Source organism: Streptomyces sp. NPDC044064, from assembly GCF_056434245.1.
Genome location: NZ_JBWKFN010000013.1, coordinates 46,451 through 69,062, shown reverse-complemented (window position 1 = coordinate 69,062; position 22,612 = coordinate 46,451). Strand labels below are relative to the sequence as shown.

General features: G+C 70.8%; 22 protein-coding genes. 11 read left to right on the top strand and 11 right to left on the bottom strand.

Translation table 11 applies throughout. The annotated features are described in order from the left end of the window. Positions 1 to 2 precede the first annotated feature (2 nt). The 4 genes from AC07DS_RS21905 to AC07DS_RS21890 all read left to right on the top strand — a co-directional run bounded on the left by AC07DS_RS21905 (position 3) and on the right by AC07DS_RS21890 (position 3,288). Entirely contained in the window at positions 3 to 731 is a 729-nt protein-coding gene (locus AC07DS_RS21905) for an FAD:protein FMN transferase (protein WP_479147884.1), read from the top strand. Between the two features lie 117 nt (positions 732 to 848). Further along, the gene (locus tag AC07DS_RS21900; protein WP_479147626.1) at positions 849 to 1,973 is read left to right on the top strand and encodes an ABC transporter ATP-binding protein; all 1,125 of its coding nucleotides are present in this window, start codon (positions 849 to 851) and stop codon (positions 1,971 to 1,973) included. Then, on the top strand, positions 1,970 to 2,623 hold the full coding sequence (locus AC07DS_RS21895; protein WP_479147625.1) for an ABC transporter permease: 654 nt from the start codon (positions 1,970 to 1,972) through the stop codon (positions 2,621 to 2,623). Before AC07DS_RS21900 ends, AC07DS_RS21895 begins: the two co-directional genes overlap by 4 nt. Next, positions 2,620 to 3,288: an ABC transporter permease gene (locus tag AC07DS_RS21890; RefSeq protein WP_479147623.1), complete on the top strand. Its 669-nt coding sequence runs from the start codon at positions 2,620 to 2,622 to the stop codon at positions 3,286 to 3,288. The genes AC07DS_RS21895 and AC07DS_RS21890 overlap by 4 nt, the downstream gene beginning before the upstream one ends. Before the next feature lie 4 nt (positions 3,289 to 3,292). Here AC07DS_RS21890 and AC07DS_RS21885 read toward each other — a convergent pair whose 3' ends face one another. From AC07DS_RS21885 to AC07DS_RS21870, 4 genes are read right to left on the bottom strand one after another with little or no spacing between them, the layout of a single operon-like run. Then, on the bottom strand, positions 3,293 to 3,892 hold the full coding sequence (locus AC07DS_RS21885; RefSeq protein ID WP_479147622.1) for a GTP-binding protein: 600 nt from the start codon (positions 3,890 to 3,892) through the stop codon (positions 3,293 to 3,295). Then, positions 3,879 to 4,295: a DUF742 domain-containing protein gene (locus tag AC07DS_RS21880; RefSeq protein ID WP_479147620.1), complete on the bottom strand. Its 417-nt coding sequence runs from the start codon at positions 4,293 to 4,295 to the stop codon at positions 3,879 to 3,881. Before AC07DS_RS21880 ends, AC07DS_RS21885 begins: the two co-directional genes overlap by 14 nt. 32 nt (positions 4,296 to 4,327) lie before the next feature. Beyond that, the gene (locus AC07DS_RS21875) at positions 4,328 to 4,798 is read right to left on the bottom strand and encodes a roadblock/LC7 domain-containing protein (protein WP_479147619.1); all 471 of its coding nucleotides are present in this window, start codon (positions 4,796 to 4,798) and stop codon (positions 4,328 to 4,330) included. Further along, a complete protein-coding gene (locus AC07DS_RS21870) occupies positions 4,795 to 7,278 on the bottom strand; it encodes a sensor histidine kinase (RefSeq protein ID WP_479147617.1) in 2,484 nt (827 codons plus the stop codon). The genes AC07DS_RS21875 and AC07DS_RS21870 overlap by 4 nt, the downstream gene beginning before the upstream one ends. A gap of 230 nt (positions 7,279 to 7,508) precedes the next feature. On the opposite strand from AC07DS_RS21870, the gene AC07DS_RS21865 reads away from it, so the two are divergent. Together AC07DS_RS21865 and AC07DS_RS21860 are read left to right on the top strand one after the other, a co-directional pair. Further along, positions 7,509 to 8,468, top strand: a complete 960-nt coding sequence (locus AC07DS_RS21865; RefSeq protein ID WP_479147615.1) for an ABC transporter substrate-binding protein — start codon at positions 7,509 to 7,511, stop codon at positions 8,466 to 8,468. Between the two features lie 23 nt (positions 8,469 to 8,491). Further along, positions 8,492 to 8,794: a hypothetical protein gene (locus tag AC07DS_RS21860; RefSeq protein ID WP_479147613.1), complete on the top strand. Its 303-nt coding sequence runs from the start codon at positions 8,492 to 8,494 to the stop codon at positions 8,792 to 8,794. Here AC07DS_RS21860 and AC07DS_RS21855 read toward each other — a convergent pair. From AC07DS_RS21855 to AC07DS_RS21840, 4 genes are all read right to left on the bottom strand, one after another. Continuing rightward, a complete protein-coding gene (locus tag AC07DS_RS21855) occupies positions 8,755 to 9,210 on the bottom strand; it encodes a tellurite resistance TerB family protein (protein ID WP_097251767.1) in 456 nt (151 codons plus the stop codon). The genes AC07DS_RS21860 and AC07DS_RS21855 overlap by 40 nt on opposite strands. A gap of 454 nt (positions 9,211 to 9,664) precedes the next feature. Next, positions 9,665 to 10,315 carry a M15 family metallopeptidase gene (locus AC07DS_RS21850; protein WP_479147612.1) on the bottom strand — a complete coding sequence of 217 codons (651 nt, stop codon included), beginning with the start codon at positions 10,313 to 10,315 and terminating at the stop codon, positions 9,665 to 9,667. A gap of 53 nt (positions 10,316 to 10,368) precedes the next feature. Next, on the bottom strand, positions 10,369 to 10,818 hold the full coding sequence (locus tag AC07DS_RS21845; RefSeq protein ID WP_479147610.1) for a DUF6114 domain-containing protein: 450 nt from the start codon (positions 10,816 to 10,818) through the stop codon (positions 10,369 to 10,371). 4 nt (positions 10,819 to 10,822) lie between these two features. Next, positions 10,823 to 11,521: a DUF6230 family protein gene (locus AC07DS_RS21840; RefSeq protein WP_479147608.1), complete on the bottom strand. Its 699-nt coding sequence runs from the start codon at positions 11,519 to 11,521 to the stop codon at positions 10,823 to 10,825. Positions 11,522 to 12,244: 723 nt separating this feature from the next. Here AC07DS_RS21840 and AC07DS_RS21835 point away from each other — a divergent pair. Further along, complete coding sequence (locus AC07DS_RS21835; RefSeq protein ID WP_392282188.1) at positions 12,245 to 12,898, top strand: Tat pathway signal sequence domain protein; 654 nt, start codon at positions 12,245 to 12,247, stop codon at positions 12,896 to 12,898. A gap of 18 nt (positions 12,899 to 12,916) precedes the next feature. On the opposite strand, the gene AC07DS_RS21830 is transcribed toward AC07DS_RS21835, so the two are convergent. After that, positions 12,917 to 13,873 carry a lytic polysaccharide monooxygenase auxiliary activity family 9 protein gene (locus tag AC07DS_RS21830; RefSeq protein WP_479147606.1) on the bottom strand — a complete coding sequence of 319 codons (957 nt, stop codon included), beginning with the start codon at positions 13,871 to 13,873 and terminating at the stop codon, positions 12,917 to 12,919. 437 nt (positions 13,874 to 14,310) lie between these two features. Here AC07DS_RS21830 and AC07DS_RS21825 point away from each other — a divergent pair, with 437 nt between their 5' ends. Further along, positions 14,311 to 14,958: a ScbR family autoregulator-binding transcription factor gene (locus AC07DS_RS21825; protein ID WP_479147603.1), complete on the top strand. Its 648-nt coding sequence runs from the start codon at positions 14,311 to 14,313 to the stop codon at positions 14,956 to 14,958. 22 nt (positions 14,959 to 14,980) lie between these two features. After that, positions 14,981 to 16,189: a damage-control phosphatase ARMT1 family protein gene (locus AC07DS_RS21820; RefSeq protein ID WP_479147602.1), complete on the top strand. Its 1,209-nt coding sequence runs from the start codon at positions 14,981 to 14,983 to the stop codon at positions 16,187 to 16,189. Here the strand turns inward: AC07DS_RS21820 and AC07DS_RS21815 are convergent. Both AC07DS_RS21815 and AC07DS_RS21810 read right to left on the bottom strand, forming a co-directional pair. Next, complete coding sequence (locus AC07DS_RS21815; protein ID WP_479147600.1) at positions 16,166 to 17,440, bottom strand: cytochrome P450; 1,275 nt, start codon at positions 17,438 to 17,440, stop codon at positions 16,166 to 16,168. The genes AC07DS_RS21820 and AC07DS_RS21815 overlap by 24 nt on opposite strands. Continuing rightward, the gene (locus tag AC07DS_RS21810) at positions 17,437 to 18,219 is read right to left on the bottom strand and encodes an alpha/beta fold hydrolase (RefSeq protein WP_479147598.1); all 783 of its coding nucleotides are present in this window, start codon (positions 18,217 to 18,219) and stop codon (positions 17,437 to 17,439) included. Before AC07DS_RS21810 ends, AC07DS_RS21815 begins: the two co-directional genes overlap by 4 nt. Positions 18,220 to 18,440: 221 nt before the next feature. Here AC07DS_RS21810 and cyc2 point away from each other — a divergent pair, with 221 nt between their 5' ends. Together cyc2 and phsA are read left to right on the top strand one after the other, a co-directional pair. Continuing rightward, positions 18,441 to 20,597: a germacradienol/geosmin synthase Cyc2 gene (gene cyc2, locus AC07DS_RS21805; RefSeq protein WP_479147596.1), complete on the top strand. Its 2,157-nt coding sequence runs from the start codon at positions 18,441 to 18,443 to the stop codon at positions 20,595 to 20,597. A 121-nt stretch (positions 20,598 to 20,718) separates the two neighbouring features. Further along, positions 20,719 to 22,608 (top strand): O-aminophenol oxidase PhsA, encoded by a 1,890-nt coding sequence (gene phsA, locus AC07DS_RS21800; RefSeq protein ID WP_479147595.1) that lies wholly within the window; start codon positions 20,719 to 20,721, stop codon positions 22,606 to 22,608. Positions 22,609 to 22,612 lie beyond the last annotated feature (4 nt).

The window sequence follows — 22,612 nt, the reverse complement described above, 5'->3', positions numbered from 1 at the left end:
TGCTGCGGCGGGTCGAGCACGTGATGGGCTTCCCGGTGTCGCTGCGGATCGACGACGGGGGAGCCTGGGACACCGTGGCCGACGAGGCGTTCGCCTGGCTGCGTGCGGTGGACCGCCGGTTCAGCCCCTTCCGGGCGGACAGCGAGGTGTGCCGGCTGGACCGGGGCGAGACGGTGCCCGGCGCGGTGAGCGCGGACCTCGCCGAGGTCCTGGCCCTGTGCGAGGAGTACCGGACCGCGACCGGCGGCGCCTTCGACGCCCGGCTGCCCGGCCGGGGGCTCGACCCCTGCGCGGTGGTCAAGGGCTGGTCGGTGCAGCGGGCGGCGGAACTGCTGACGGCGGCCGGGGCACGACGGTTCTGTCTGAACGCGGGCGGCGACGTGGTCGTCTCCGGCGGACCGTGGCGCGTGGGGATACGGCACCCCGAGGACGCCGGCCGGGTGTGCGCGGTGCTGGAGGTGACCGACGGGGCGGTGGCGACCTCCGGGCGGTACGAGCGCGGCGACCACATCCTCGACGGGCGCACCGGACGCCGGGCGACCGGGCTGCTCAGCCTGACCGTGCTGGCCCCGACCCTGACCGAGGCGGACGCCACCGCCACCGCCGCCTTCGCCCTGGGCGAGGAGGGCGTGGCCTGGGCGGCGGCCCGGACCGGCTGCGAGGTGTTCGCGGTCGACGCGGGGCGGCGGGTGGTGCGGACGGGCGGGATGCAGATGGCGGGGGCCGGCTGAGGCCGCAGAAGGGCGCGGAGGTAAGGAGTGGTTGCTGGCCAAACTGCCGCAACACTGGCCGTCTACACTCTCCCGCAACGGCCCAGGTCTCGCCAAAACCGAAGGACGCGCGGCGTTTTGATACGGATAGATGCAGTCACCAAGCGGTACCCGGACGGCACGGTGGCCGTCGACGGGCTGTCTTTGGAGATACCCGATCGTGCGATCACCGTCCTGGTCGGCCCCTCCGGCTGCGGCAAGACGACGACCCTGCGGATGATCAACCGGATGGTGGAGCCCAGCGAGGGCAGCATCCTCCTCGACGGCCAGGACATCCGGCAGCAGCCGGTCAACACCCTTCGCCGGTCGATGGGTTACGTCATCCAGAACGCCGGTCTCTTCCAGCACCGCACCATCCTCGACAACATCGCCACCGTGCCCCGCCTGCTCGGCTGGAGCAGGCAGAAGGCGCGGGCCCGGGCGGCGGAGCTGATGGAGCGGGTCGGGCTCGACACCGCGCTCGCGAAGCGGTACCCGTACCAGCTCTCCGGCGGCCAGCAGCAGCGCGTCGGCGTGGCCCGGGCGCTCGCCGCCGACCCGCCGGTGCTGCTGATGGACGAGCCCTTCTCCGCCGTCGACCCGATCGTGCGCAAGGGCCTGCAGGACGAACTTCTTCGCATTCAGGACGAGTTGGGCAAGACCATCGTCTTCGTCACGCACGACATCGACGAGGCCATCAAGCTGGGCACGATGGTCGCCGTGCTGCGCACCGGCGGCAGGCTGGCCCAGTTCGCCCCGCCGGCCGAGCTGCTCAGCGCGCCCGCCGACTCCTTCGTGGAGGACTTCCTCGGCGCGGACCGGGGCATCCGGCGGCTCTCCTTCTTCCCGTCCGCCGAACTGGAGTTGCAGACCGCTCCCGTCGTCGCGATCGACGCGGGCGCGGAGAAGCTCGCCTCCCGGGGCACCGCTCCCCATCTCCTGGTGACGGACGTCGACGGCAGGCCGCTCGGCTGGGGCGCGCCGGACGACCTCGCCGCCGGGGAGATCGACCGGGAGCGGCTGCTGCCGTTCGGGCGGCCGTTCGTTCCCGGCACGGACTCGCTGCGCACCGCGCTCGACGGGGCCGTGCTCTCCCCGGTCGGCTGGGCCGTCGCCGTGGACGGTGAGGGGCGCGCCGTCGGCGTCGTCTCCCAGCAGGTGATCGGCGAGGCGATCCGCGCCGCCCACACCGCGGGCCGGCAGGACGCGAAGGCTGCGCGATGAGCGGCTTCTTCGACATCCCGAGCGATCTCCAGAACAGCTACTTCGGTCTGATCGGCCTGCACCTGCGGGAGGCCCTGCTGCCGGTGCTGGCCGGGCTGCTCGTCTCGCTGCCACTGGCCCAGCTGTGCGTGCGGTTCCGCTGGCTCTACCCGCCCGTCTTCGGTGTGACCACCGTGCTGTACGCCGTCCCGTCCCTGGCCTTCTTCGTGGTCCTCATCGACTACACCGGCATGACGGAGACGACCGTGATGATCCCGCTCGCGGTGTACAGCCTGGTGGTGCTGGTCCCCGCGATCGTGGACGGTGTCCGCTCGGTGCCACCGGAGACCCTCGCCGCCGCCACGGCCATGGGCTTCGGACCCGTACGGCGTTACTTCCAGGTCCAGTTGCCCATCGCCGTACCGGCGATCCTCGCGGGCCTGCGGGTGGCGACCGCGTCGAGCATCTCTCTTGTGAGCGTCGGCACGCTGATCGGCAACGAGGGCGCCCTCGGCAATCTGCTGCACGACGCCCAGATCTACAACCGGCCCCTGCTCGCGGTGAACTCCGTCGTGACCACCGCCGCTCTGGCCGTACTGGCCGACGCGTTGCTGGTCGCCGTGCGTGCCCTGCTGACCCCCTGGATGCCGAAGGAGCGCGCGGCCCGGTGAACGTCCTGAACTTCGTCAACGCCTTCTTCAGTGACAGCGGCCACTGGCACGGCTACGACGGCATCCCGTACCGCGTCGTCCAGCACATCGAGTACTCCCTGGAGGCGCTCGCCCTCGCTGCCGTCATCGGGCTGCCGATCGGCCTGGTCACCGGGCACTACGGGCGCGGCGGCAACGCGCTCGCGCTGATCGCCACCGCGGCCCGGGCGCTGCCCACCTTCGGCCTGCTGGTGCTGCTGGTCACCTGGCTGAGCTTCAGCATGTCGCTCGTGATGATCCCGCTGGTCGTGCTCGCCGTCCCGCCGATCCTGGTCACGACCTACGAGGCGGTCCGGTCCGTCGACCCCTCCCCGGTGGACGCCGCACGGGGTATGGGGATGCCGGAGTCACGGGTCCTGTTCCAGGTGGAACTCCCGGTCGCGCTGCCGCTGATCCTCAGCGGAGTGCGGTCGGCCGCCATCCAGATCGTCTCGACGGCCACCATCGCCGCGTACATCGGGCTTGGCGGCCTCGGCCGCTACATCATCGACGGCCTCTTCCAGAAGAACTACGAGAAGGTCGTCGGCGGCGCCACCCTGGTCGCCGGGATGGCGCTCGCGACCCTCCTGGTGTTCTGGGCGGTGTCCCGGATCGCGGTCTCGCCCGGGGTGCGCCGGAGCAACTGAGGCGTCACTGCTCGGTGCGGGCCAGCGCCAGTTCGAGTACGACGAGCAGCGCGTCCCGCACCGAGCCGCGCTCCCGGGCGTCGAAGACCACCACCGGGACGCCGTCGGAGACGTCCAGGGCCCAGCGGATCTCGTCCAGGGAGTGCTCCACCTTCCCGTCGAAGGCGTTGACCGCCACCGCGAACGGGATGTCCTTGTGCTCGAAGTAGTCGACGGCCGCGTAGCAGTCGTCCAGACGGCGGGTGTCGACGATGACGAGACCGCCTACCGCGCCCTCCACGATGTCGTCCCACATGAACCCGAACCGCTCCTGCCCGGGCGTGCCGAACAGGTACAGCTTCAGCGTCGGGTCGATGGTGATGCAGCCGAAGTCCAGCGCCACCGTGGTGGTGGTCTTGCGCGGGGTGTGCGTGAGGTCGTCCACGCCCGCCGCGACCTCGGTGATCGACGCCTCGGTGGTCAGCGGCTCGATCTCGGAGATCGAGCCTACGGTGGTGGTCTTGCCCACGCCGAAGCCGCCCGCGATCACCATCTTTACCGGCAGCGGCGGCCGTACGGCGGCGGGTGCGGCCGTGCCCCGGGTGAGCGGTTCAGTCGGTGTCACTCGGTACCCCTCGGGAGTCGGAGACGGCCCGGAGGCCGTCGATAACCCTGCGCAGGACGGAGGCGTCGTGGGTGGCCTCGACGTCGGGCACGTGGACCGTCAGCTGCCCCGCCTCGCGCAGGTCTTCGGCCAGGACACGGACCACGTTGAGGTGCAGCCGCAGCCGGGCCGCGAGTTCCGCGATCGACTGCGGCAGCCGGCAGGCGGCGATGATGTCGTACCGCTCGAAGGAGAGCCGGCCGAGCGCGTCGAGACCCGCTGCGGTGGCCACCACCTGGGTCTCCACGGGCATCGACCGGCCGGGAGCGGCATCCGCCACCCGGCCGGCGGTGACCAGGAACGGCCGTACGGCGGGGGCGGGGCCGACCGGGTCCGGGCCCGGGGGCTGGGTGCCGTCCGCCATGGCTGTCCACTCCTCCTGTCCGGGCGCGCGCCTCAGCGCGTGGCGCCGACGGTGTTCTTCAGCTCCAGCACCAGCTGCGGGCTGAGCGCCGCACCGGCGCGGTTGGCGAACACCGTCATCTCGTAGGCGATGTTGCCGAGCTTGGCGTCCTTGTCGGTGACCACGCCGAGGACGGCGCCGCTGCCGATCGCGGAGACGATGACATGGCCGCCCTCCAGGTCGATGATGACCTTGTTCAGGCCGCCCAGGCCGTAGTTGCCGGAGGCACCGGCGGCCAGGCTGGTGATGCCCGAGACGATCGCGGCGAGCCGTTCGGAGTGGGCGCGATCGCGCAGCTCCGACACGGCGATCAGCAGGCCGTCGGAGGAGACCGCGATCGCGTCGACGACGCCTGCGGTCTCGGTCGCGAAACGGTTCAGCAGCCAGGTGAAGTCGGCTGCGGCTGCCTGCAGGTCGGTCGGCGCGGTGCCGCCCGTCGGGGTGTCACCTGTCGACGTGCTCACTGCTCGGCTCCTTCCGGAAGGTGGTTCGGGTCGTGCGGCGGGGTCGGCGTGGGGGGAGCGGAGGAGGTGTCCTCGGGGCGCGGTCGCGCGTGGCTTCCGGTGTCGCTGTCCCGATGGGCGCGTTCCACCGCCGCCTCGAACTCCTCCAGTGCGCTGCGCTCGGCCTCGGCGTCGCGGGTGCGTGCCGTCTGCGGTGCGGCCTGGGTGGCGCCGGCGGTGGTCCGGAGGGTCGCCCCGCGCACCCGGCGGCGCAGGGGGCGTGCGGTGCCGGAGGAGGCGACCTGAGGCTGCTCCGCGGGGGCGGCGCTCTCGCGGCTCGGGACACGGCGGGGCAGGGGGACCGCGGGTTCGGTGCTCGCCCCTGCGGAGTCGGGCTTCTGCCCGGCGGCTTCGGTCTGCTGCCCGGCGGGTTCGGGCCGCTCCGCGGCCGGTTCGGGCTTCTCCGTGGCGGAGCCGGACGGCACCGGTCCGGACGGGACGTCCGTTGCCGTCGGTGCCACGGCGACCGGCTCCGCCACCGGGCTCATCGTCAGCAGCAGTGAGGACGGGAGCGTCACCTCGGCCGTCACACCGCCGCCGGGTGTACGGGTCAGTTCCACCCCGATCTCCCAGCGGCGGGCCAGCGCGCCGACCACGAACAGGCCGAGCACCTTGGTCGGCACCAGGTCGAGGCGTTCACGGCGGATCAGACGGGCGTTCTCCTCGGTGAGCCGTTCGGCGCCCATGCCGAGGCCGTGGTCGGTGACGACGACGTGGGCGCCCTCGGCACCGGACCGGACGGTCACTTCCACCGGGCTGCCCTCGGGCGAGAACGACACCGCGTTCTCCACGAGTTCGGCCATCATCAGGGTCAGGTCGCCGATGATGTCGGGTTCGACCATCGCGTCCGAGGCGGCGTACAGCCGGACCCGCCGATAGCCCTCGATCTGCCCGAGCGCGGCCCGCACCACGTTGGAGAGCGCGAGGGGCCCGCCGTCCAGCGCCGTCTCGCGGATGCCCGCAAGCAGCATCAGGCTGTCGGCGTTGCGGCGCAGTCGTACGGCGATGTGGTCGATGGAGTAGAGGCGTTCCAGCAGCGCGGGGTCGGTCTCGCCGCGCTCCACGGCGTCGATCAGCGCGAGCTGGCGGGTGGTCAGGTTGCTGACCCGGCGGCCCACGTTGCCGAACATCTCGGCGGTGTTGCGCCGGCTGAGCACCTGGCGCTCCAGCAGGGCCGCGGCGGTGGTCTGTACCCGGTTGAACGCCGCGGCCAGGTCACCGATCTCGTCGCGCGCGGTGACCGGCATGTCCCGCAGCCGGGGCGGACCGTCGTCCTCGGCGTCGTCGTCGGCCACCCGGTCCAGCTCGCGCCGGGCCACCTCGGCGACCTCCTGCGCGGCCCCGGTGAGCGCCTGCACGGGCCGCACCACCGAGCGGCGCACCAGCACCGCGAAAGCGATCCACAGCGCGAACGCCACCAGCGCGCCGTACAGCAGTAGCTCCGCGTGCCACTTGGCGGTGGAGGCCTCGCGGTCGGCACGGTCGGCGATCTGGCCGATCAGCGAGGTGGTGATCTTCAGCCGGGCGGCAGCCTGCTCGGGGTACCGGGGGTAGTCGGTGAGCGCGTCCTGGACCGCCTTGCGGATCTCGGCCCGCGACCCTGCCTCCAGTTGCGTGGGATCGATCTGCAGCTCGGCGTAGGCCTGCGCAATGCTCTGCTGCGCGGAGGTGTGGTCGATGCCGGCCAGCTGCTGCGCCTGGCGCTCGGTGGCGAACCGGCCGAAGCGGTCGGCCTGGTGGGTGTAGAGGTCGTAGGAGCCGACCGCGTTGGTGAACTCGATCAGTGCGTTGGGGTCCCCGGTCGTCGCGGAGAACACGCTCGTCTCGAAGGCGCCGTGGGCGGCGTCCGCGCGCAGCAGGGAGTCCAGCTGGCTGCCCGTGAACGTCGACGCGAAGGTGGTGTCGCGGTCGAGTCCGAGGGCGTCGATCAGCCGGCCCGTCACGTCGACGTAGGAGGGGTCGATGTTGTCGGCCGGCAGATAGCCCCGCTCGACGCTCTGGCGCAGGCTGGAGAGGCCGTCGACCTCTCTGAGGGCCTGCTCCTCGGCGTTCGGCAGCCGGTCGCCGTAGGTGGCGCGCACCTTCTCGGTCTGGGCCTTCACCCCGTCCTGCGCCGCGCGGTAGGCGGCGAGCGAGGGCTTGGACCAGCCGGTCTCGTAGCGCGCGGACAGCAGGATCGCCTGCTGGTGCTCGGCCTCGACACGGTCCACGAGCCGGGCCACCTGCGCACTGTCCCGCACCGTCCGGGCCGCCGACTCGGCGTTGTCCGACTGCTCGACCAGGTCGTTGACGAGGTACGACAGCAGGGCGGCGATCACCGCGAGCGGGATGGCGACGAGCAGGTTGAGCTTGCGCCGGAAGGGCCAGCGGTCGGCGAAGCCTCGTACACCGCTGGTTACCGGGGCATGCCGGGCGGGCGCGTCCACCTGGTTCGTGGACACCGGGCCTCCTTCAGGGGGGTGCCTTGCGGCGGAAGCGGGCCCCGTGCACCGCTGTGACCGATTTCGACTTCCGTGAGACTACAGGCCCCTTGAAGGATCAATCACGTCGCCTTTTATCAAGAATGAGTTACAAGGCGAGCGCTCTCTGCACACAACTGACCGCGCATCGAAGCCAATCGGTGACCCAGAGACACTTGACTGACCGAAACTGGCTGGATTGGATCAGTGGTGTGACTTCCATCAAGCGCATCAGCAGGCCCATCCGGAGGAACCGAGGCGCGGCGGCGGTCGCCCTCGCGGCGACGACGGCCCTGCTGGCGGGCTGTAACTCCTCCGACGGCAAGGGCGACGACCCCCTTTCGGACAGCAAGGCAAGCGGCGACAGCGTGGTCGTCGGATCCAACAACTTCGCCGAGAGCATCCTGCTCGCGGACATCTACGGCGAGGCCCTCAAGGCCAAGGGGATCAAGGTCTCCTACAAGCCGAACATCGGCAGCCGCGAGACCACTTACGGTCTGCTCAAGAACGGGTCCGTATCGGTCCTGCCCGAGTACAACGGCGCGCTGCTGGCCTACCTCGACCCGAAGGCCACGCCCAAGACCGTCGAGGCGACCACGTCGGCCATCGAGGCCAAGCTGGACTCCAAGCTGACCGTGCTGGAGCCCTCGCCGGCGCAGAACAAGGACTCGGTCACGCTCAACGCGGCCACCGCGAAGAAGTACCACCTGACCGGGAAGTCGTCCATCGCCGACCTCAAGGGCGTCGCGAAGGATCTGGTCATCGGTGCCTCGTCGGAGTTCCAGACCCGGCAGCAGGGCCTGGTCGGCCTGAAGGACGTCTACGGCCTGGAGTTCCAGTCCTTCAAGGCGCTGGACGCGGGCGGCCCGCTCACCAAGGCGGCCCTGAAGAAGGACACCGTGCAGGCGGCGGACGTCTTCACCACGGACGCGGACATCTCCAAGGAGAAGTTCGTCGTCCTGCAGGACCCGAAGAACCTCTTCGGCTTCGAGAACATCCAGCCGCTCGTCTACAAGAGCGCCCTGCCCCAGAAGGGCGCCGACGCGCTCAACGCCGTCTCCGCCAAGCTGGACACGGCGACCCTGCTGGACCTGGACATCCAGGTGCAGTCGCAGAGCAAGGACCCGCTGGACGTCGCCAAGGCCTGGCTGAAGTCCGCCGGTCTCGGCTGACCCACCGCGGCGCGGACGCGACCGTGGACCCGACGACGCGGGTGCCCCCGGAGGCCGGGGACACCCGCGTCGTGCTGGACGGAACGGCCCTGTCCCTGCCGGACCTGGTCCGGCTCGCCGACGCCACGGCCGAACCCGCCCTGGACCCATCGGCCCTGGACCGGCTGCACCGCGCCCGGGAGCAGGCCGAGCGCCTCGCCGCGGGCGGCCGTTGGTACGGCCGCGGCACCGGCGTCGGCGCCCACCGCTGTCGAGCATGCCCCCCATCCTCGCGACCGGCGACGGATCAGAGGTCGAACTCGTGCGGCGGCAGGTCGAGCGTGTAGCACGCCTCACGCACCACCGCCTGCTCGGTCTTGTCGAAGTCGCCGTCCGCGCCGCCGATGACGATGCCGATCTGCACCACGGCGCGCGCCTCGGCAGGCTTCTTCTTGGCCTTGGCGATCTCCTGCAGCACGCTCACCTTTCCGAAGTCGAAGTCGGTGGTCAGCTTGTTCAGGTTCTCCTCGAAGCGGCGCCTCAGGTCGTCGGCCGGGAAGTTCTGCAACACCTCGTTCGTCGCGATCAGCTGGGCCACCCGCTGCCGCTCCGACGGGTCGATCGTGCCGTCGGCGGCGGCCACGAGCGCGCACATGGCCATGCTCGCGTCGCGGAAGGCGCCGCTCTTCAGGTCGTTCTTCTTCGCCACCAACTGGGTCTGCATCTGCGACGCCGACTCCTTGACGCGGTCCCACAGGGCCATGCGAACTCCTCGTATCCACGGTCGTATGCCTCGACAACAACGTCTGCAGCAGCTTCTACAGCAACGTAGAAACTTCTGGGACGGCCGATAAGTTCCGGCAACCTGGACCGAATTCCTCGGACGCAGGCGAACGACAGCGTAGAAGCGGCAGGAGGACGGCGACAGGGGCGGCCGATGTCGACCGCAGGTCCTCAGTCCTCCTCTTCGTCGTCCTCGAAGAAGTCGCCGATCTCGTCCACGACCTCCGCGGCAGCGGTGGTGGCCGGAGTCGCGGACGGCGTACGGCTCGCCGTGGCCGTACGCCGCGTGGGTGCCGTAGGCCTCGCGGTGCTCGGTCAGCTGCCGGATCCAGCCGTCGACCTCCGTGCTCCGGTCGGGGGTGCCGGCGAACTCGCCGCTCCGGCAAAGAAGTTCCCAAGTCACCTGTTCGGGGGACACATGCCTGCGTGGCCGGTCAGCCGAGTTCGCGCGGCCCGTAGACCGCGCTGCCGGCTCCGGTGGCCAGGGCCCAGTAGCGGTCGCCGTAGGACCAGTGCCACCACTCGGTGGGGTAGTTCACCAGGCCCGCGGCGGTCAGGGCGTCTCCGAGGATCCGCCGGTTGGCACGTGCCCTCGGGCCGACGTTCTCGGCGTCCGTGTAGCAGGCGCCCGCACTCTCCTCCGGGCTTGCGTTCAGCCTGGTGCCCATGTCGAGCTCCTGCCCGTCGGTGGTGACGAGGGTGAGGTCGACCGCGGCGCCGGCGCTGTGCGGCGCGATCTCCGGCGGCGACACGTACCGGCTCGCGGCATCCCGGACCTGCGCCGGCGACCAGTCCGGGTTGTCGCCGCGCAGTCTGCCGGCGTACCCCTCGAAGTAGTGGGCCTGCAGTGCGGGCGGCCGGTACCCCTCGACGAACAGCAGCCGTATGCCGTCCGGCAGCAGTTCCTGAGCCTTGAGGAGCCGGGTCAGCACCCCTTCCCGCAGATGCGCGAACGCGCCCGAGTCATCGGTTTTGCGGGGGTCGACCGCGAGGTCCCGCTGCCGTACGTCCACGAGCGGTTCACCGCGGTCGACCACCGGGACGGCCGCGATCTTCGGATCCGACATCAGCACGATCTCGTTCATGCGTCGATCATCGCCGAGGATCGGATCCGGCCGGGGGCGGTCGGGCGTCGAAATCAGGCCGGTTCCCCTGCTCCTTCCCCCAGGCCCCGACCCGCGGTCCTGGCCTCCTTGCGGCGTCGGCGGCGGCTCGTCCGGGGCTCCTGGTCGGGGAGCCAGCCGAAGGCGAGGCAGCTGCCGGTGACGCCGAGGAGGAGGCCGACGAAGAAGCCGCCCAGGTTGGAGGTGAGCCAGGTGCCCAGGGAGAGCAGGACGCCGATGATGGAGTAGAAGAGCCGCTGGGAGGGGTTGAAGAGGATCAGCAGACCCAGGATCAGCATCACCGCCGGCAGCAGATAACCGGCCAGGCCCTGCATGCCGATGTGCATCACGACCTTCAGCGAGGCCTTCTCGGTGAGCAGGATCTCGCCGCCGCCGAGGGCCAGCAGCAGCCCGCCCCAGAACGGCCGGCGGGCCCGCCACCTGCGGAAGGCGGGCCTCAGTCCCTGACGTGGACGCTCCGGCATCGGATCAGCAACCCGAGTCGCTGAAGCCCAGCTTGAGCCCCGGCAGCTTGAACACCCCGGCAGTGGTCGCGTAGTTGGTCTGCCGCAGGTTGCCGATGTGCACGGTGTCGGCCTGCTGGCTGAAGACGCCGATCGGACCCTTCGCGTTCGCCTTGTTCAGCGTGCTCGCGTCGTTGCCGATCTCGATGTTGTTGAAGGCCGCGTCACCCGACAGCTCCGTCGAGTCGGTGGTGAGGTCGCTCGCGGTCACCTTCTGCTCGCCACCACCCGCGGTGATCTTCAGGTTGGTGCCGCCCAGGTCGACGCTCTGGCACAGCTTGGTGAGCGTGGCGTTCTTGATCGCGGAGGTGACGATGAGCACCTGTCCGCCGGTGTCCCCGGCGTTCGGGCTGCCGTCCGCCATGTTGTCGAGCCCGCCGAACTGCTCGAAGCCGGTGCCGTTGAGTTCCGTCGCGGTGACGGTGAACGGCATACCGGAGATCGCGAACTGCACACCGAGAGCGCCCTGCGCGGTGAGGACCGCGAGGCCCGCGGCGACCATCGTGGCGGGCACCGCCATGACAGCGGCCCTGCGCAGTCGTACCCGGCCTCGTCTTTCGCCGCCGGCGGCGGTCCCGGACGCGGCTGGGGCTTCGGAAGGGGAACCGCTTCCCGGGCTCTCCGGGGTGTTGTCGGCGGACGAGAGGTCCGGGGACGAGGCCATGTCTGCTCCCATGGGCATAGATCAATGCGGGTTGGGCTTCAGTGGCGCGTTGTCCTGGCGCGGACAGCGGCTGCCGCACACGTCTCCTCGCACTCCCGGCGGATGCAAGGGCTTTCTCGTTACGCGGCAGTAGCCTTCGAGGAAGTTACCGCCGGTTACTTTGAAGGGTCAAGGGAGTTGTGAAAAAAGGGTGTTGGATGTGCGCGGGTGCTGACGAGCCGCGTTCCGAAGCGATGTCCCACCGCCCCCGATGAACAGCAACTCCCTTGCTGCGCCTTGACGTTGATGGTTGAGCAGGTCTACAACTCTCCCTGGTTTCCCCGGATCCGTGGCGCCGGATCCGCCGAGCGGCATCGGCCGCGTTCCCGGCCTTCATCTCGGTAACCGCTCTGCCTTCCTTCTTTCGACAACCGCACCGCACCAGCGCGGCATCGGCACGGTCGCTTCCCTCCTCGGTCCGTGCCCGGCCGCCCCTTGTCCGGCCCGGCCGGAGGCCTTCCCCCGAGGTCTTCGACCGGTGTCCGGCGTGCCGCCGTCGCCGGTCCGTCACGTACGGAGAAGGCGTCACGGCCCGGCGACGGCGGCCCGCCCACCCCGCATCAGCCCCGGCTCCACGGCGCGCACCCCATGTCGCGTCACCGCCCCCACAGCGCCACCCCCCACGTCACCCACACCCCCCACGTCACCTCACGTTGCCCCCCACCCCAGAAATGAGGCACCCGCATGCGCACGCGATCCCTCCTTGCCCTCGCCGGCACCGTCACCGCGCTCACCGTCGCCGTGGCCGTCCCCGCCTCCGCGGACGGAAGTGCCGTCCTGACCACGGGCAGCGCCGGCGGCCCCGCCGCCGCGGTCGGCGACACCCTGACCGCACCGCTGGCCGCCGGTACGACCGCGACGCTCTACTCCAGCGCGACCGGCACCAGTGGGGTCACCTGCACGTCGTCGCAGTTCACCGCCACGGTCACGGGCAACCCGACCGCACCCGGTACGGCCACCGAGTCGGTCACCGGACACACCTTCAACAGCAGCAGCTGCACCAGCAACGTCACCGGTGTGCTCGGCGTCAGCAGCATCACGGTCGACAACCTGCCCTACAGTGCGACGGTCGCCTCCGACGGCACCCTCACCGTCTCGCCGGCCAGTGGCTCCACCATCCAGACCACGGTGAAGCTGCGCACCCTGCTGGGCACCATCACCTGTGTCTACCAGGCGCCGAGCCTGACGGGTAAGGCCGACAACAGCGACAGCAGCATCGCCTTCACCAACCAGCAGTTCACGAAGAGCTCCGGGTCGTCACTGTGCTTCGCGAACGGCTACTTCACGGCCAAGTACGCCCCGGTCACCGACGCGGGCGTCCCGGTCTACGTCAACTGACCTTCGCAGGCACGGCGTTCAACGTCGGCGGAGACGCAGAACCAGGGCGGCGCCCCCGGTGAGCACCAGCACCGCGGCAGCGCCGCCCGCCAGCAACGGCGCCGAGGGGCCCGCGTCCGCGCGGGTGGCCTCGGCCACCGGCGTGCCGTCGTCGGTGGTGCCGGCCGAAGTTCCCCTCTTCCCGTCGGCGTTCGGCGTTCCGGACGACGGCTGTACAGCCTCCGTCCGTGCGGGGTGAGGGCTCGCCGGCGCCCGCGAGGCGGTGGCGGTCTCCGTTGCCTTCGCCGCACCCGATTCCGAACCGGAGCCCGTCCCCGAGCCGGTCCCCTTGCTCCCTCCTGGAAACACCACGTCGGAACACGAGTAGTAGGTGTCCGGCGTGCTGCTGTTCTGCCAGATCGTGTAGAGCATCTGACGACCCGTCCGGTCCGACGGCAGGGTCGCCCGGATGTGGTACGCCCCGTTCGTCAGCGGCGGGTCCGTGACCTCGGCGAAGGGGCGTGTGGGCAGGTCGGCCCACTTCAGCGGCTTCGACGGGTCGTAATCGGGCTTGGTGAGGTACAGCCTGAACGTGCCCGTGTGCGCGATCGTCGAGGCGTACGTCATCGTCAGCCTGCCGCCGGGCGTCAGCCGGGTCGCAGGCCAGTCCCGCCGGGCCAGATCGAGGCCCCGGTAGGCGGGCAGGTTTCCGCTGCACAGCCTGCCGTCCGGAATCACCTGCCGGTCCCGGCCGTTCACCCCCGCCACGCGCAGGTTGTCCCACGCGGTGAACGGGGCGCCGTTCGCGCCGATCGCCGCGCGACAGGCCGCCGACCGGTTCGCGCTGCCGCCCTCGGGCGAGCAGGCGTACACCCGGCTGACCGGGTCCGTCGGCGCGCCGTGCGCCTGGGCGGACCCCGCCGTCCACGGCAGGAGCAGGAGTGGGGTCGCCGCAGCGACCGCCGTGACGCTCAGGCGGGCGGTCATCCGAGTCATCCGGGACTTCTCCTCGGCGGGCGCGGGAACGGGGTCTGCTGAGTCCAGTACGGGACTCATGTCCGTCGCGTTCAACCACTCCTGTGTCCCCGGAGCCGCCCGGCGCACAGCACCCGACCGGTCAGACTGTTTTTGCCGGCCGCTGTGAGGATCGGGCGGAACGCGCGCCAGGAGCCGCCCGCCGCGGTGGCCAAGGGCAAGGTGAACACAGTGACTTGGCTTCCGGAAACACTCAGAAGTGGTGGGGGGAGTGCGTTCCGGGGCCGTCCGTTTGCGGAGTGTCATGCCCTGGCCCGGCGTCGTGCGGGTGAGTGGAACCTGTGACAGATGGAAGTACGACCGGCTGACTCCCTTTGGCACTTGGTGAGTTATCGTATGCGTGGGGTCAAAACAAACCGCGTGTCCCGTTCGGTAGAGCTGCAAGGAGGGGTCAGTCGATGGCGAGGCAATTACGCGCTGAGCAGACCCGGGCGACGATCATCACTGCTGCCGCCGATCTGTTCGACCGACAGGGCTACGAATCCACCAGTTTGAGCGACATCGTGGGCCATGCGCAGGTCACCAAGGGGGCGTTGTACTTCCACTTCGCCGCGAAGGAGGATCTGGCCCACGCCATCCTGGAACTGCAGGCCAGAGCCGCGCAGCAGGTGGTGGCAGACGTGGAGGGCCGGGGTTACACCTCGCTGGAGGCCCTGATGCGTGCCACGTTCGCCATCGCCCGGCTGGCCGTGGAGGATCCGGTGCCGCGCGCCGGACTCCGCCTGGCCACCGCGGACGTCACCGTACGGCCGCCGTTGAGACACCCCTTCACGGAGTGGCTGGAGTTCGCCGCCCGTAAGTTCAACGGCGCCGTGAAGGAGGCGGACGTGCACGCCGAGACCGATGTCGGTGTCGTCGCCCATTCCCTCGTGTGTTTCTTCATCGGCACCCGGGTCGCCGGCCGCTCCCTGGAGCCGGTCGGACGGCTGCCCCGCCGGGTGGCGGAGATGTGGCACCTGATGGTCCGGGGCCTGGTGCCGGTGCACCGCCGTCCCCGCTATCTGACCCTCGCCACGCAGCTGGAACGGGAGACGAGAACCGGCTGACCCGCGCGATACGGTGACGCCCATGCCCGACACCCCCACGGCACCCGTCATCCTCGGCGACGAACCCGGCTCGTTCCCGCACAGTGTGCTGGCCGAGCGGCACCCCGCGATCGTCCGGCAGGTGCGGGACGCGTTCCCGTACACCCCCGGGCAGCACCGGGCGCTGGACGAGCTGCTGAAGAGCTGCACCGAAGGCGTGATCGAACCGCTGCCCGGGGGTGCCGGTGACCGGGACCTGTGGCGGGCCTGGGGGCTTGACGGCTACGTCGGCAGGTCCTGGTTCGACGTGCCGTGGCTGTGGTCCGAGAGCCACTTCTACCGTCGGCTGCTCGACGCCGTCGGCTGGTTCGGCCCGGGTGCCTGGCAGGGCGTCGACCCGTTCCGTACCTTCAAGCGTGCCGAACTCGACGCGCCGGAGACCGACGAGGAACTCGCCGCGCTCGACGAGCTCCAGGACCGTCCGGAGCCGGAGCGGGCCCGCGCCCTGCTGCACGGCTCGCTGTGGGGCAACCGCGCCGACCTCGGCTTCCGGCTCTCCGCCGCGGGCGCCGAGGCCGCGGAGCCGGCCCCCGCTCTGGTCGCCGACGACAGCGCGACCCTGTGGTCGCTGCTGCCGCCCTCCGGCACGGGCACGCTCGTGCTGGTCGCGGACAACGCGGGCCGCGAACTCGTCCCCGACCTGCTCCTCGTCGCCCATCTCCTCACCGAGGGCCGGATCGGCCGGGCGGTCCTGCACGTCAAGCCGTATCCCTACTACGTCTCCGACGCCACGACCGCCGACGTGGTCGACGCCCTGCAGCGCCTCACCGCGGCACCGGGCGCGGCCGCCGGGTACGGTCGCACGCTCTGGTCGGCGATGGCCGACGGCCGCCTCACGGTACGCGCCCACCCCTTCTCCTGCGCCCCACTGCCGTACGCGGACCAACCGGACGACCTGCGCGCCGAGTTCGCCTCGGCCACGCTGACCGTCTTCAAGGGAGACCTCAACTACCGGCGTCTGGTGGGCGACCGGCTGTGGCCGCCCACCACCTCCTTCCAGGAGGTGACCGCCTACTTCCCCGGTCCGGTCGCCGCCCTGCGCACCCTGAAGTCCGATGTGATCACCGGACTGACCGCAGCCACCGAGGGCGCGCTGGTCGCGGCCGAGGGGCAGCGCTGGCGCACCGGCGGCACCCACGCGCTCATCCAGGTGAACGCCTCGAGGGTCTCAAGCGATGTGCACGGGAAGTGACTTGAGGCCGTTGATGAAGTTGGACACCAGATGTCCGGCCGGTCCCGCGGGGCGCAGGCCGGGCAGGGTCCGCAGCACCTCCTCGTAGAGCATCCGCAGCTGCAGCCGGGCGAAGTGGGCACCCAGGCACACATGCGGGCCGTCCCCGAAGGACACGTGCGGGTTGGGTGTGCGGGACAGGTCCAGCCGTTCGGGCTCGGTGAAGACCCGCTCGTCACGGTTGGCCGCGGCATGGAACACCACGACCTTGTCGCCCGCCCGGATCCGGCGGCCGGCCAGCTCGGTGTCCTGTGCGGCGGTCCGGCGGAAGGTCAGCACCGGCGGGTGCCAGCGCAACAACTCGTCGATCGCGTACTGCATTTCGGTCTTCCCCGCACGCAACAGCTCGTACGCCTCCGGATGCTCCGCCAGGGCCAGCAGCCCGCCGGGCGCCGCGCTGCGCACGGTGTCGTTGCCCGCGACGGTGAGCAGGAAGAAGAACATCTCCAGTTCGGCGTCCGCGAGTTCGGGGTCATGACCCAGTGTGGTCATGATGTCGTCGCAGGGATGCCGCCTCTTGTACGCGGCCAACTGCCCGGCGTACGCGAACATGTCCCGCAGCATCGCAGGCGAACGCGGGTTGACCGGCTTGCCCGCCCCGTCCAGCACCGCGGGGCCGGCCTCGTCCGGGTCCTGGTAGCCGATGACCCGCTGCGTCCAGTGCAGCAGCAGCCGCCGGTCGCTCTCCGGTACCCCCAGCAGATCCGTCAGGTTGAGCAGGGCGTACTCGTTGGTGACGGCGGCGACCAGATCGATCGTGCCGTCGCCCGTCCGGGCTTCGTCCACCGCCCGGTCGAGCAGGGTCCGGGCCCGCTCGCGCGCGACCGCCGTGAACCGGTCGACGCGCCCCGGAGTGAACGCCCGGCTCACCAGCCGCCGCAGCCGGCCGTGCCGCGGCGGATCCTGGTTGAGCATCATGCGACGGATGAACGGCAGGTCGTCCGGGTCGGGATCACGGATCTGGGTGGCGCCGAGGTGCGAGGAGTACGTCGCCGAGTCCCTGAGCACGCGGACCACGTCGGCGTGCCGGGTCACCGCCCAGAACCCGGGTCCGGCCGGCCAGCCCAGCACCTCGGGCTCGTCCTGCCAGGCCACCGGATGGTGGTCGCGCAGGACGCGGTAGTCGGCGTACGGCACCCCGGCGGCGTATTGGCGCGGGTCGAAGACGTCGGGGACGCCGGGCACCGGCTCGGCCTCCTCCCGTGCGCTCACGCCGGCTCGCCCTCGTCCGCCCGCAGAAAGTCCTCCACCGTGCGGATCAGCTCCAGCGGAGTCTCGTCCATGGCGTAGTGCCCGGCACCGGGCAGCCCCACGAGTTCGGCGCGCGGATACCAGGACATCCACGTCTCCCGCATCAGCGAGGCCGGCAGCGCCGGGTCGAGTTCGCCGGCCACCGCCAGTGCGGGCACCTCGCTGCCCTCGACATCGGCGCGGAAGTCCTCGCCCGCCCAGGAGTCGAGCCAGGCCCGGAACGCCTTCGCGTCGCTGCGCTCCAGCGAGCGGTCCACCATCCGGTCGAGCCAGGCGGCGGGACGGCGGCTCCCGCTCGTGAAGTCGATGATCGTGCGCCGGTTCTCCGGCCGGTGCGCCGCGTCCGCGAACAGCACGCCCTGCTCGCCGGGCAGCGGCAGACCCGAGGCGGGCACGGGGGAGACCCCGACGATCCGGCGCAGCCGGTGCGGGGCGACCGACAGCAGCCGCTGTGCCACCGCACCGCCCATGGAGTGCCCGATCACCGAGAACCGCCCCCAGCCCAGCCGGTCGGCCAGCTCCACCAGGTCCACGGCCGCCTCGGTCGTCGTGTACGAGCCCACGGCGTCCCGGGCCGCTCCGTAACCGCGCAGATCGACCAGCGCGTAGGTGAAGGCGGTCCGGTCGAGATCCGGCAGGACGGTCTCGTAGGCGGAGCGGTCGGCGAACCAGCCGTGCACGGCGAACACCTTGTGGGTGCCGTCGCCGTGCACCTCATGGGGCAGTACGAAGGAGGTCATGCGCCTACCGTGACCCGCGCGCGGGGGCTCGGCAAGGGCACGGACGGGACAGGGCGGCGGGCGAGCCGATGTCGCACCGCGCACCGGACGGGACTCGCGCGGCTCAGGGCCAACGCCACAGAAAGCCATGGAAGTTCCCTGTTTTACGGGTGGTTCACGCGATGGTGTGATCATCGCCCGGGGGGCGGATGGCCCTTCCTGGCCCCGGGTAGGGCCCGGCCATGACGCAGCCGTTCGAACTCCCGCACTTCTACATGCCGTATCCCGCGCGGCTCAACCCGCATGTCGACGAGGCGCGTGCCCACTCGACGGCGTGGGCGCGCGAGATGGGCATGCTGGAGGGCTCCGGGATCTGGGAGCAGGCCGACCTGGAGGCGCACGACTACGGGCTCCTGTGCGCCTACACCCACCCCGACTGCGACGGCCCGGCCCTCTCGCTGATCACCGACTGGTACGTCTGGGTGTTCTTCTTCGACGACCACTTCCTCGACATGTACAAGCGCACCCCGGACCGCGCCGCCGGAAAGGCCCACCTGGACCGCCTCCCCCTGTTCATGCCCCTGGACCCGGCCACCCCGGTGCCGGAGCCGGAGAACCCGGTCGAGGCGGGCCTCGCGGACCTGTGGAGGCGGACGGTGCCGTCGATGTCCGTCGACTGGCGCCGGCGCTTCTCCCTGGCCACCGAGCACCTGCTGAACGAGTCCATGTGGGAGCTGTCCAACATCGACGAGGGGCGGATCGCCAACCCGGTCGAGTACATCGAGATGCGGCGCAAGGTGGGCGGTGCCCCCTGGTCGGCGGGGCTCGTGGAGTACGCGACCGCTGAGGTGCCGGCCGCCGTCGCCGGGACCCGGCCGCTCAGGGTGCTCATGGAGACGTTCGCCGACGCGGTCCACCTGCGCAACGACCTCTTCTCCTACCAGCGGGAGGTCGAGGACGAGGGCGAGAACAGCAACGGCGTGCTGGTGCTGGAGACCTTCTTCGGCTGCACGACCCAGGAGGCCGCCGAGACCGTCAACGACATCCTCACCTCACGTCTGCACCAGTTCGAGCACACCGCGCTCACCGAAGTGCCCGCCGTCGCCCTGGAGAAGGGACTCGGGCCCGACGAGGCCGCCGCGGTCGCCGCCTACACCAAGGGACTTCAGGACTGGCAGTCCGGCGGCCACGAGTGGCACCTGCGCTCCAGCCGCTACATGAACCAGGGCGCCACCACCGTCGCGCCGTGGCAGAAGCTGACCGGTCCCGGCACCTCCGCCGCCGACATCGGCGCGCTGCTCGCCACGGCCGCCGCGGAACGCCTGCGCGCCTACGCGCACGTGCCCTTCCAGAAGGTCGGCCCGTCGCTGCTGCCCGACTTCCACATGCCCTACCGGACCGGGTTGAGCCCGCATCTGGAGGCGTGCCGCACTCGCCTGACCGCGTGGATGCACCGCATGGGCATGCTGCAGGAGGGCGTCTGGGACGAGGACAAGCTCGCCGCCTGCGACCTCGCGCTCTGCTCGGCCGGAATCGACCCCGACGCCACGCCGGAGGCCCTGGACATCAGCGCCTGCTGGCTCGCCTGGGGCACCTACGCCGACGACTACTACCCGCTGGTCTTCGGGGGCCGCCGCGACCTGGCCGCCGCCCAGCTGACCACCGCCCGACTGTCTGCCTGCATGCCCTGCGACGGCGAGGAGACGACCGTCGTCCCGGTCAACGGCATGGAGCGCGGCCTGATCGACCTGTGGGCCCGCACCACGGCCGACATGACCCCCGACCAGATGCGCGGCCTGCGGGACTCCGTCGACACGATGACCGAGAGCTGGGTGTGGGAGCTGTCCAACCAGCTGCAGAACCGAATCCCCGACCCGGTCGACTACCTGGAGATGCGCCGCGCCACCTTCGGCTCCGACCTCACCCTCAGCCTCTGCCGCGCGGGCCAGGGACCCGCGATCCCGCCGGAGGTCTACCGCAGCGGCCCCGTCCAGGCACTGGAGAACGCCGCCGTGGACTACGGGGGCCTGATCAACGACGTCTTCTCGTACCAGAAGGAGATCGAGTACGAGGGGGAGCTGCACAACGCGGTCCTCGTCGTGCAGAACTTCTTCGGCTGCGACTACCCGGCCGCGGTCGGCATCGTCCACGATCTGATGACCCAGCGCATGCAGCAGTTCGAGCACATCGTCAGCCATGAACTTCCCGTCCTGTACGACGACTTCGGCCTGTCGGCCGAGGCGCGCGAGGCCATGGGGCATTACGTGGCCGACCTGCAGAACTGGATGGCGGGTGTCCTGCACTGGCACCGGGAGGTCGACCGCTACAAGGCCGGCTATCTCGCCCGCCGGACCCACGGCTTCGTACCGGACCTGGGGTCGGCGCTGCCCACGGGCTGACATCGAGCCGGCCGTTTCGGAATCTTCTCGTACGGAACGGGATATTCAGGGAACCCGGGAGGGGCGTCGGGAGTCTTCTGGGGCAAGGGGAACAGACAACAGAACACGGGGGTGTTCGACCTTGACCGACATCATCGAGAGGATCACCGAGGACGCGGCGGGCAAGCAGGCGCCGGAACCGGGCGAACTGACGCCGTACGCAGCCCGGTTACCGGTCCCGCCCGTCCTGCGCCCGGCGGCCGCGGCCGCCGACGTGACGCAGGAGACGGAGATCGCCCTGCGCCCCGCCTGGGTCCGCCTGCACCCGCAGCTGCCGCCGACCCTGATGTGGGGGTACGACGGCCAGGTGCCCGGTCCGACCATCGAGGTGCGGCGCGGACAGCGCATCCGCATCGCCTGGACCAACCGCATACCGAAGGAGAGCGAGTACCCGGTCACCTCGGTGGAGGTGCCGCTGCGCACCGACGGCCGCCCGCCCGCCACCACCGAGCCCGGCCGCGAGGGCGTCGAACCGGACAAGGACGTCGCCGCCCTGCCCGCCTGGACGGTGACCCACCTGCACGGCGCCCAGACCGGCGGCGGCAACGACGGCTGGGCGGACAACGCGGTCGGACACGGCGACGCCCAGCTGTCCGAGTACCCGAACGACCATCAGGCGGTGCAGTGGTGGTACCACGACCACGCGATGAACATCACGCGGTGGAACGTGATGACGGGCCTGTACGGCACCTACCTCGTCCGTGACGACGAGGAGGACGCCCTCCACCTCCCCTCCGGGGAGCGGGAGATACCGCTGCTGCTCGCCGACCGCAACCTCGACACGGACGAGGACGGCCGCCTCAACGGCCGGCTGCTGCACAAGACGGTGATCGTCCAGCAGCAGAACCCGGAGACGGGCAAGCCGGTCTCGATCCCGTTCAGCGGCCCGTACACCACGGTCAACGGCCGCATCTGGCCGTACGCCGACGTCGACGACGCCTGGTACCGCTTCCGGCTGGTCAACGCGTCCAACGCGCGGATCTTCAACCTCGTCCTGGTGGACGAGGACGACAACCCGGTGCCGGGCGTCATCCACCAGATCGGCAGCGACGGCGGGCTGCTGCCCCGGCCCGTCCCGGTCGACTTCGACGAGGCGCTGCCCACGCTGACCGCGGCCCCGGCCGAGCGGTTCGACCTGCTCGTCGACTTCCGGGGCCTGGCGGGCCGGAGGCTCCGGCTGGTCAACAAGGGCCGCAACCAGCCGGCGGGCGTACCCGATCCGGCCGGTGACGTGCGCTATCCGGCGGTCCTGGAGTTCCGCGTCCGCGAGACCGGGACGTGCGACACCTTCGAACTGCCCGAGGTGCTCTCCGGGTCCTTCCGCCGCCTCACGCACGACATCGAGCACGGCCACCGCCTGATCGTGCTCACGCCGCCCGCCACCAAGGGCGCCGGCGGCCACCCGGAGATCTGGGAGATGACCGAGGTGGCGGACCCGAGCGGCCTCCAGCTCCCCGCCGACGGCGTCATCCAGCTCACGGGAGCGGACGGCACCACGAAGACGTACCGGCGCACGGCACGGACGTTCAACGACGGTCTCGGCTTCACCATCGCCGAGGGCGGCTACGAACAGTGGAGCTTCCTCAACCTCGCGCCGATCGTCCACCCGATGCACATCCACCTGGCCGACTTCCAGCTGCTGGGCCGGGACGCGTACGACGTCTCGGGCTTCGACCCGGCGGTGGGCGGCACCCGGACCCCCATCGCGTACGACGCGGGCACCCGGATACCGCTCGCGCCCAACGAGCTGGGCCACAAGGACGTCTTCCGCGTCCCGGGCGGGCAGATCCTGCGCGTCATGGGCAAGTTCGACGGGGCGTACGGCCGGTTCATGTACCACTGCCATCTGCTGGAGCACGAGGACATGGGCATGATGCGGCCCTTCGTCGTCATGCCGGCCGAGGCCATGAAGTTCGACCACGCGGCGCACGGCGGTCATGACGGCGGCCACGGCGGGGGCCACACCGGCTGATCCC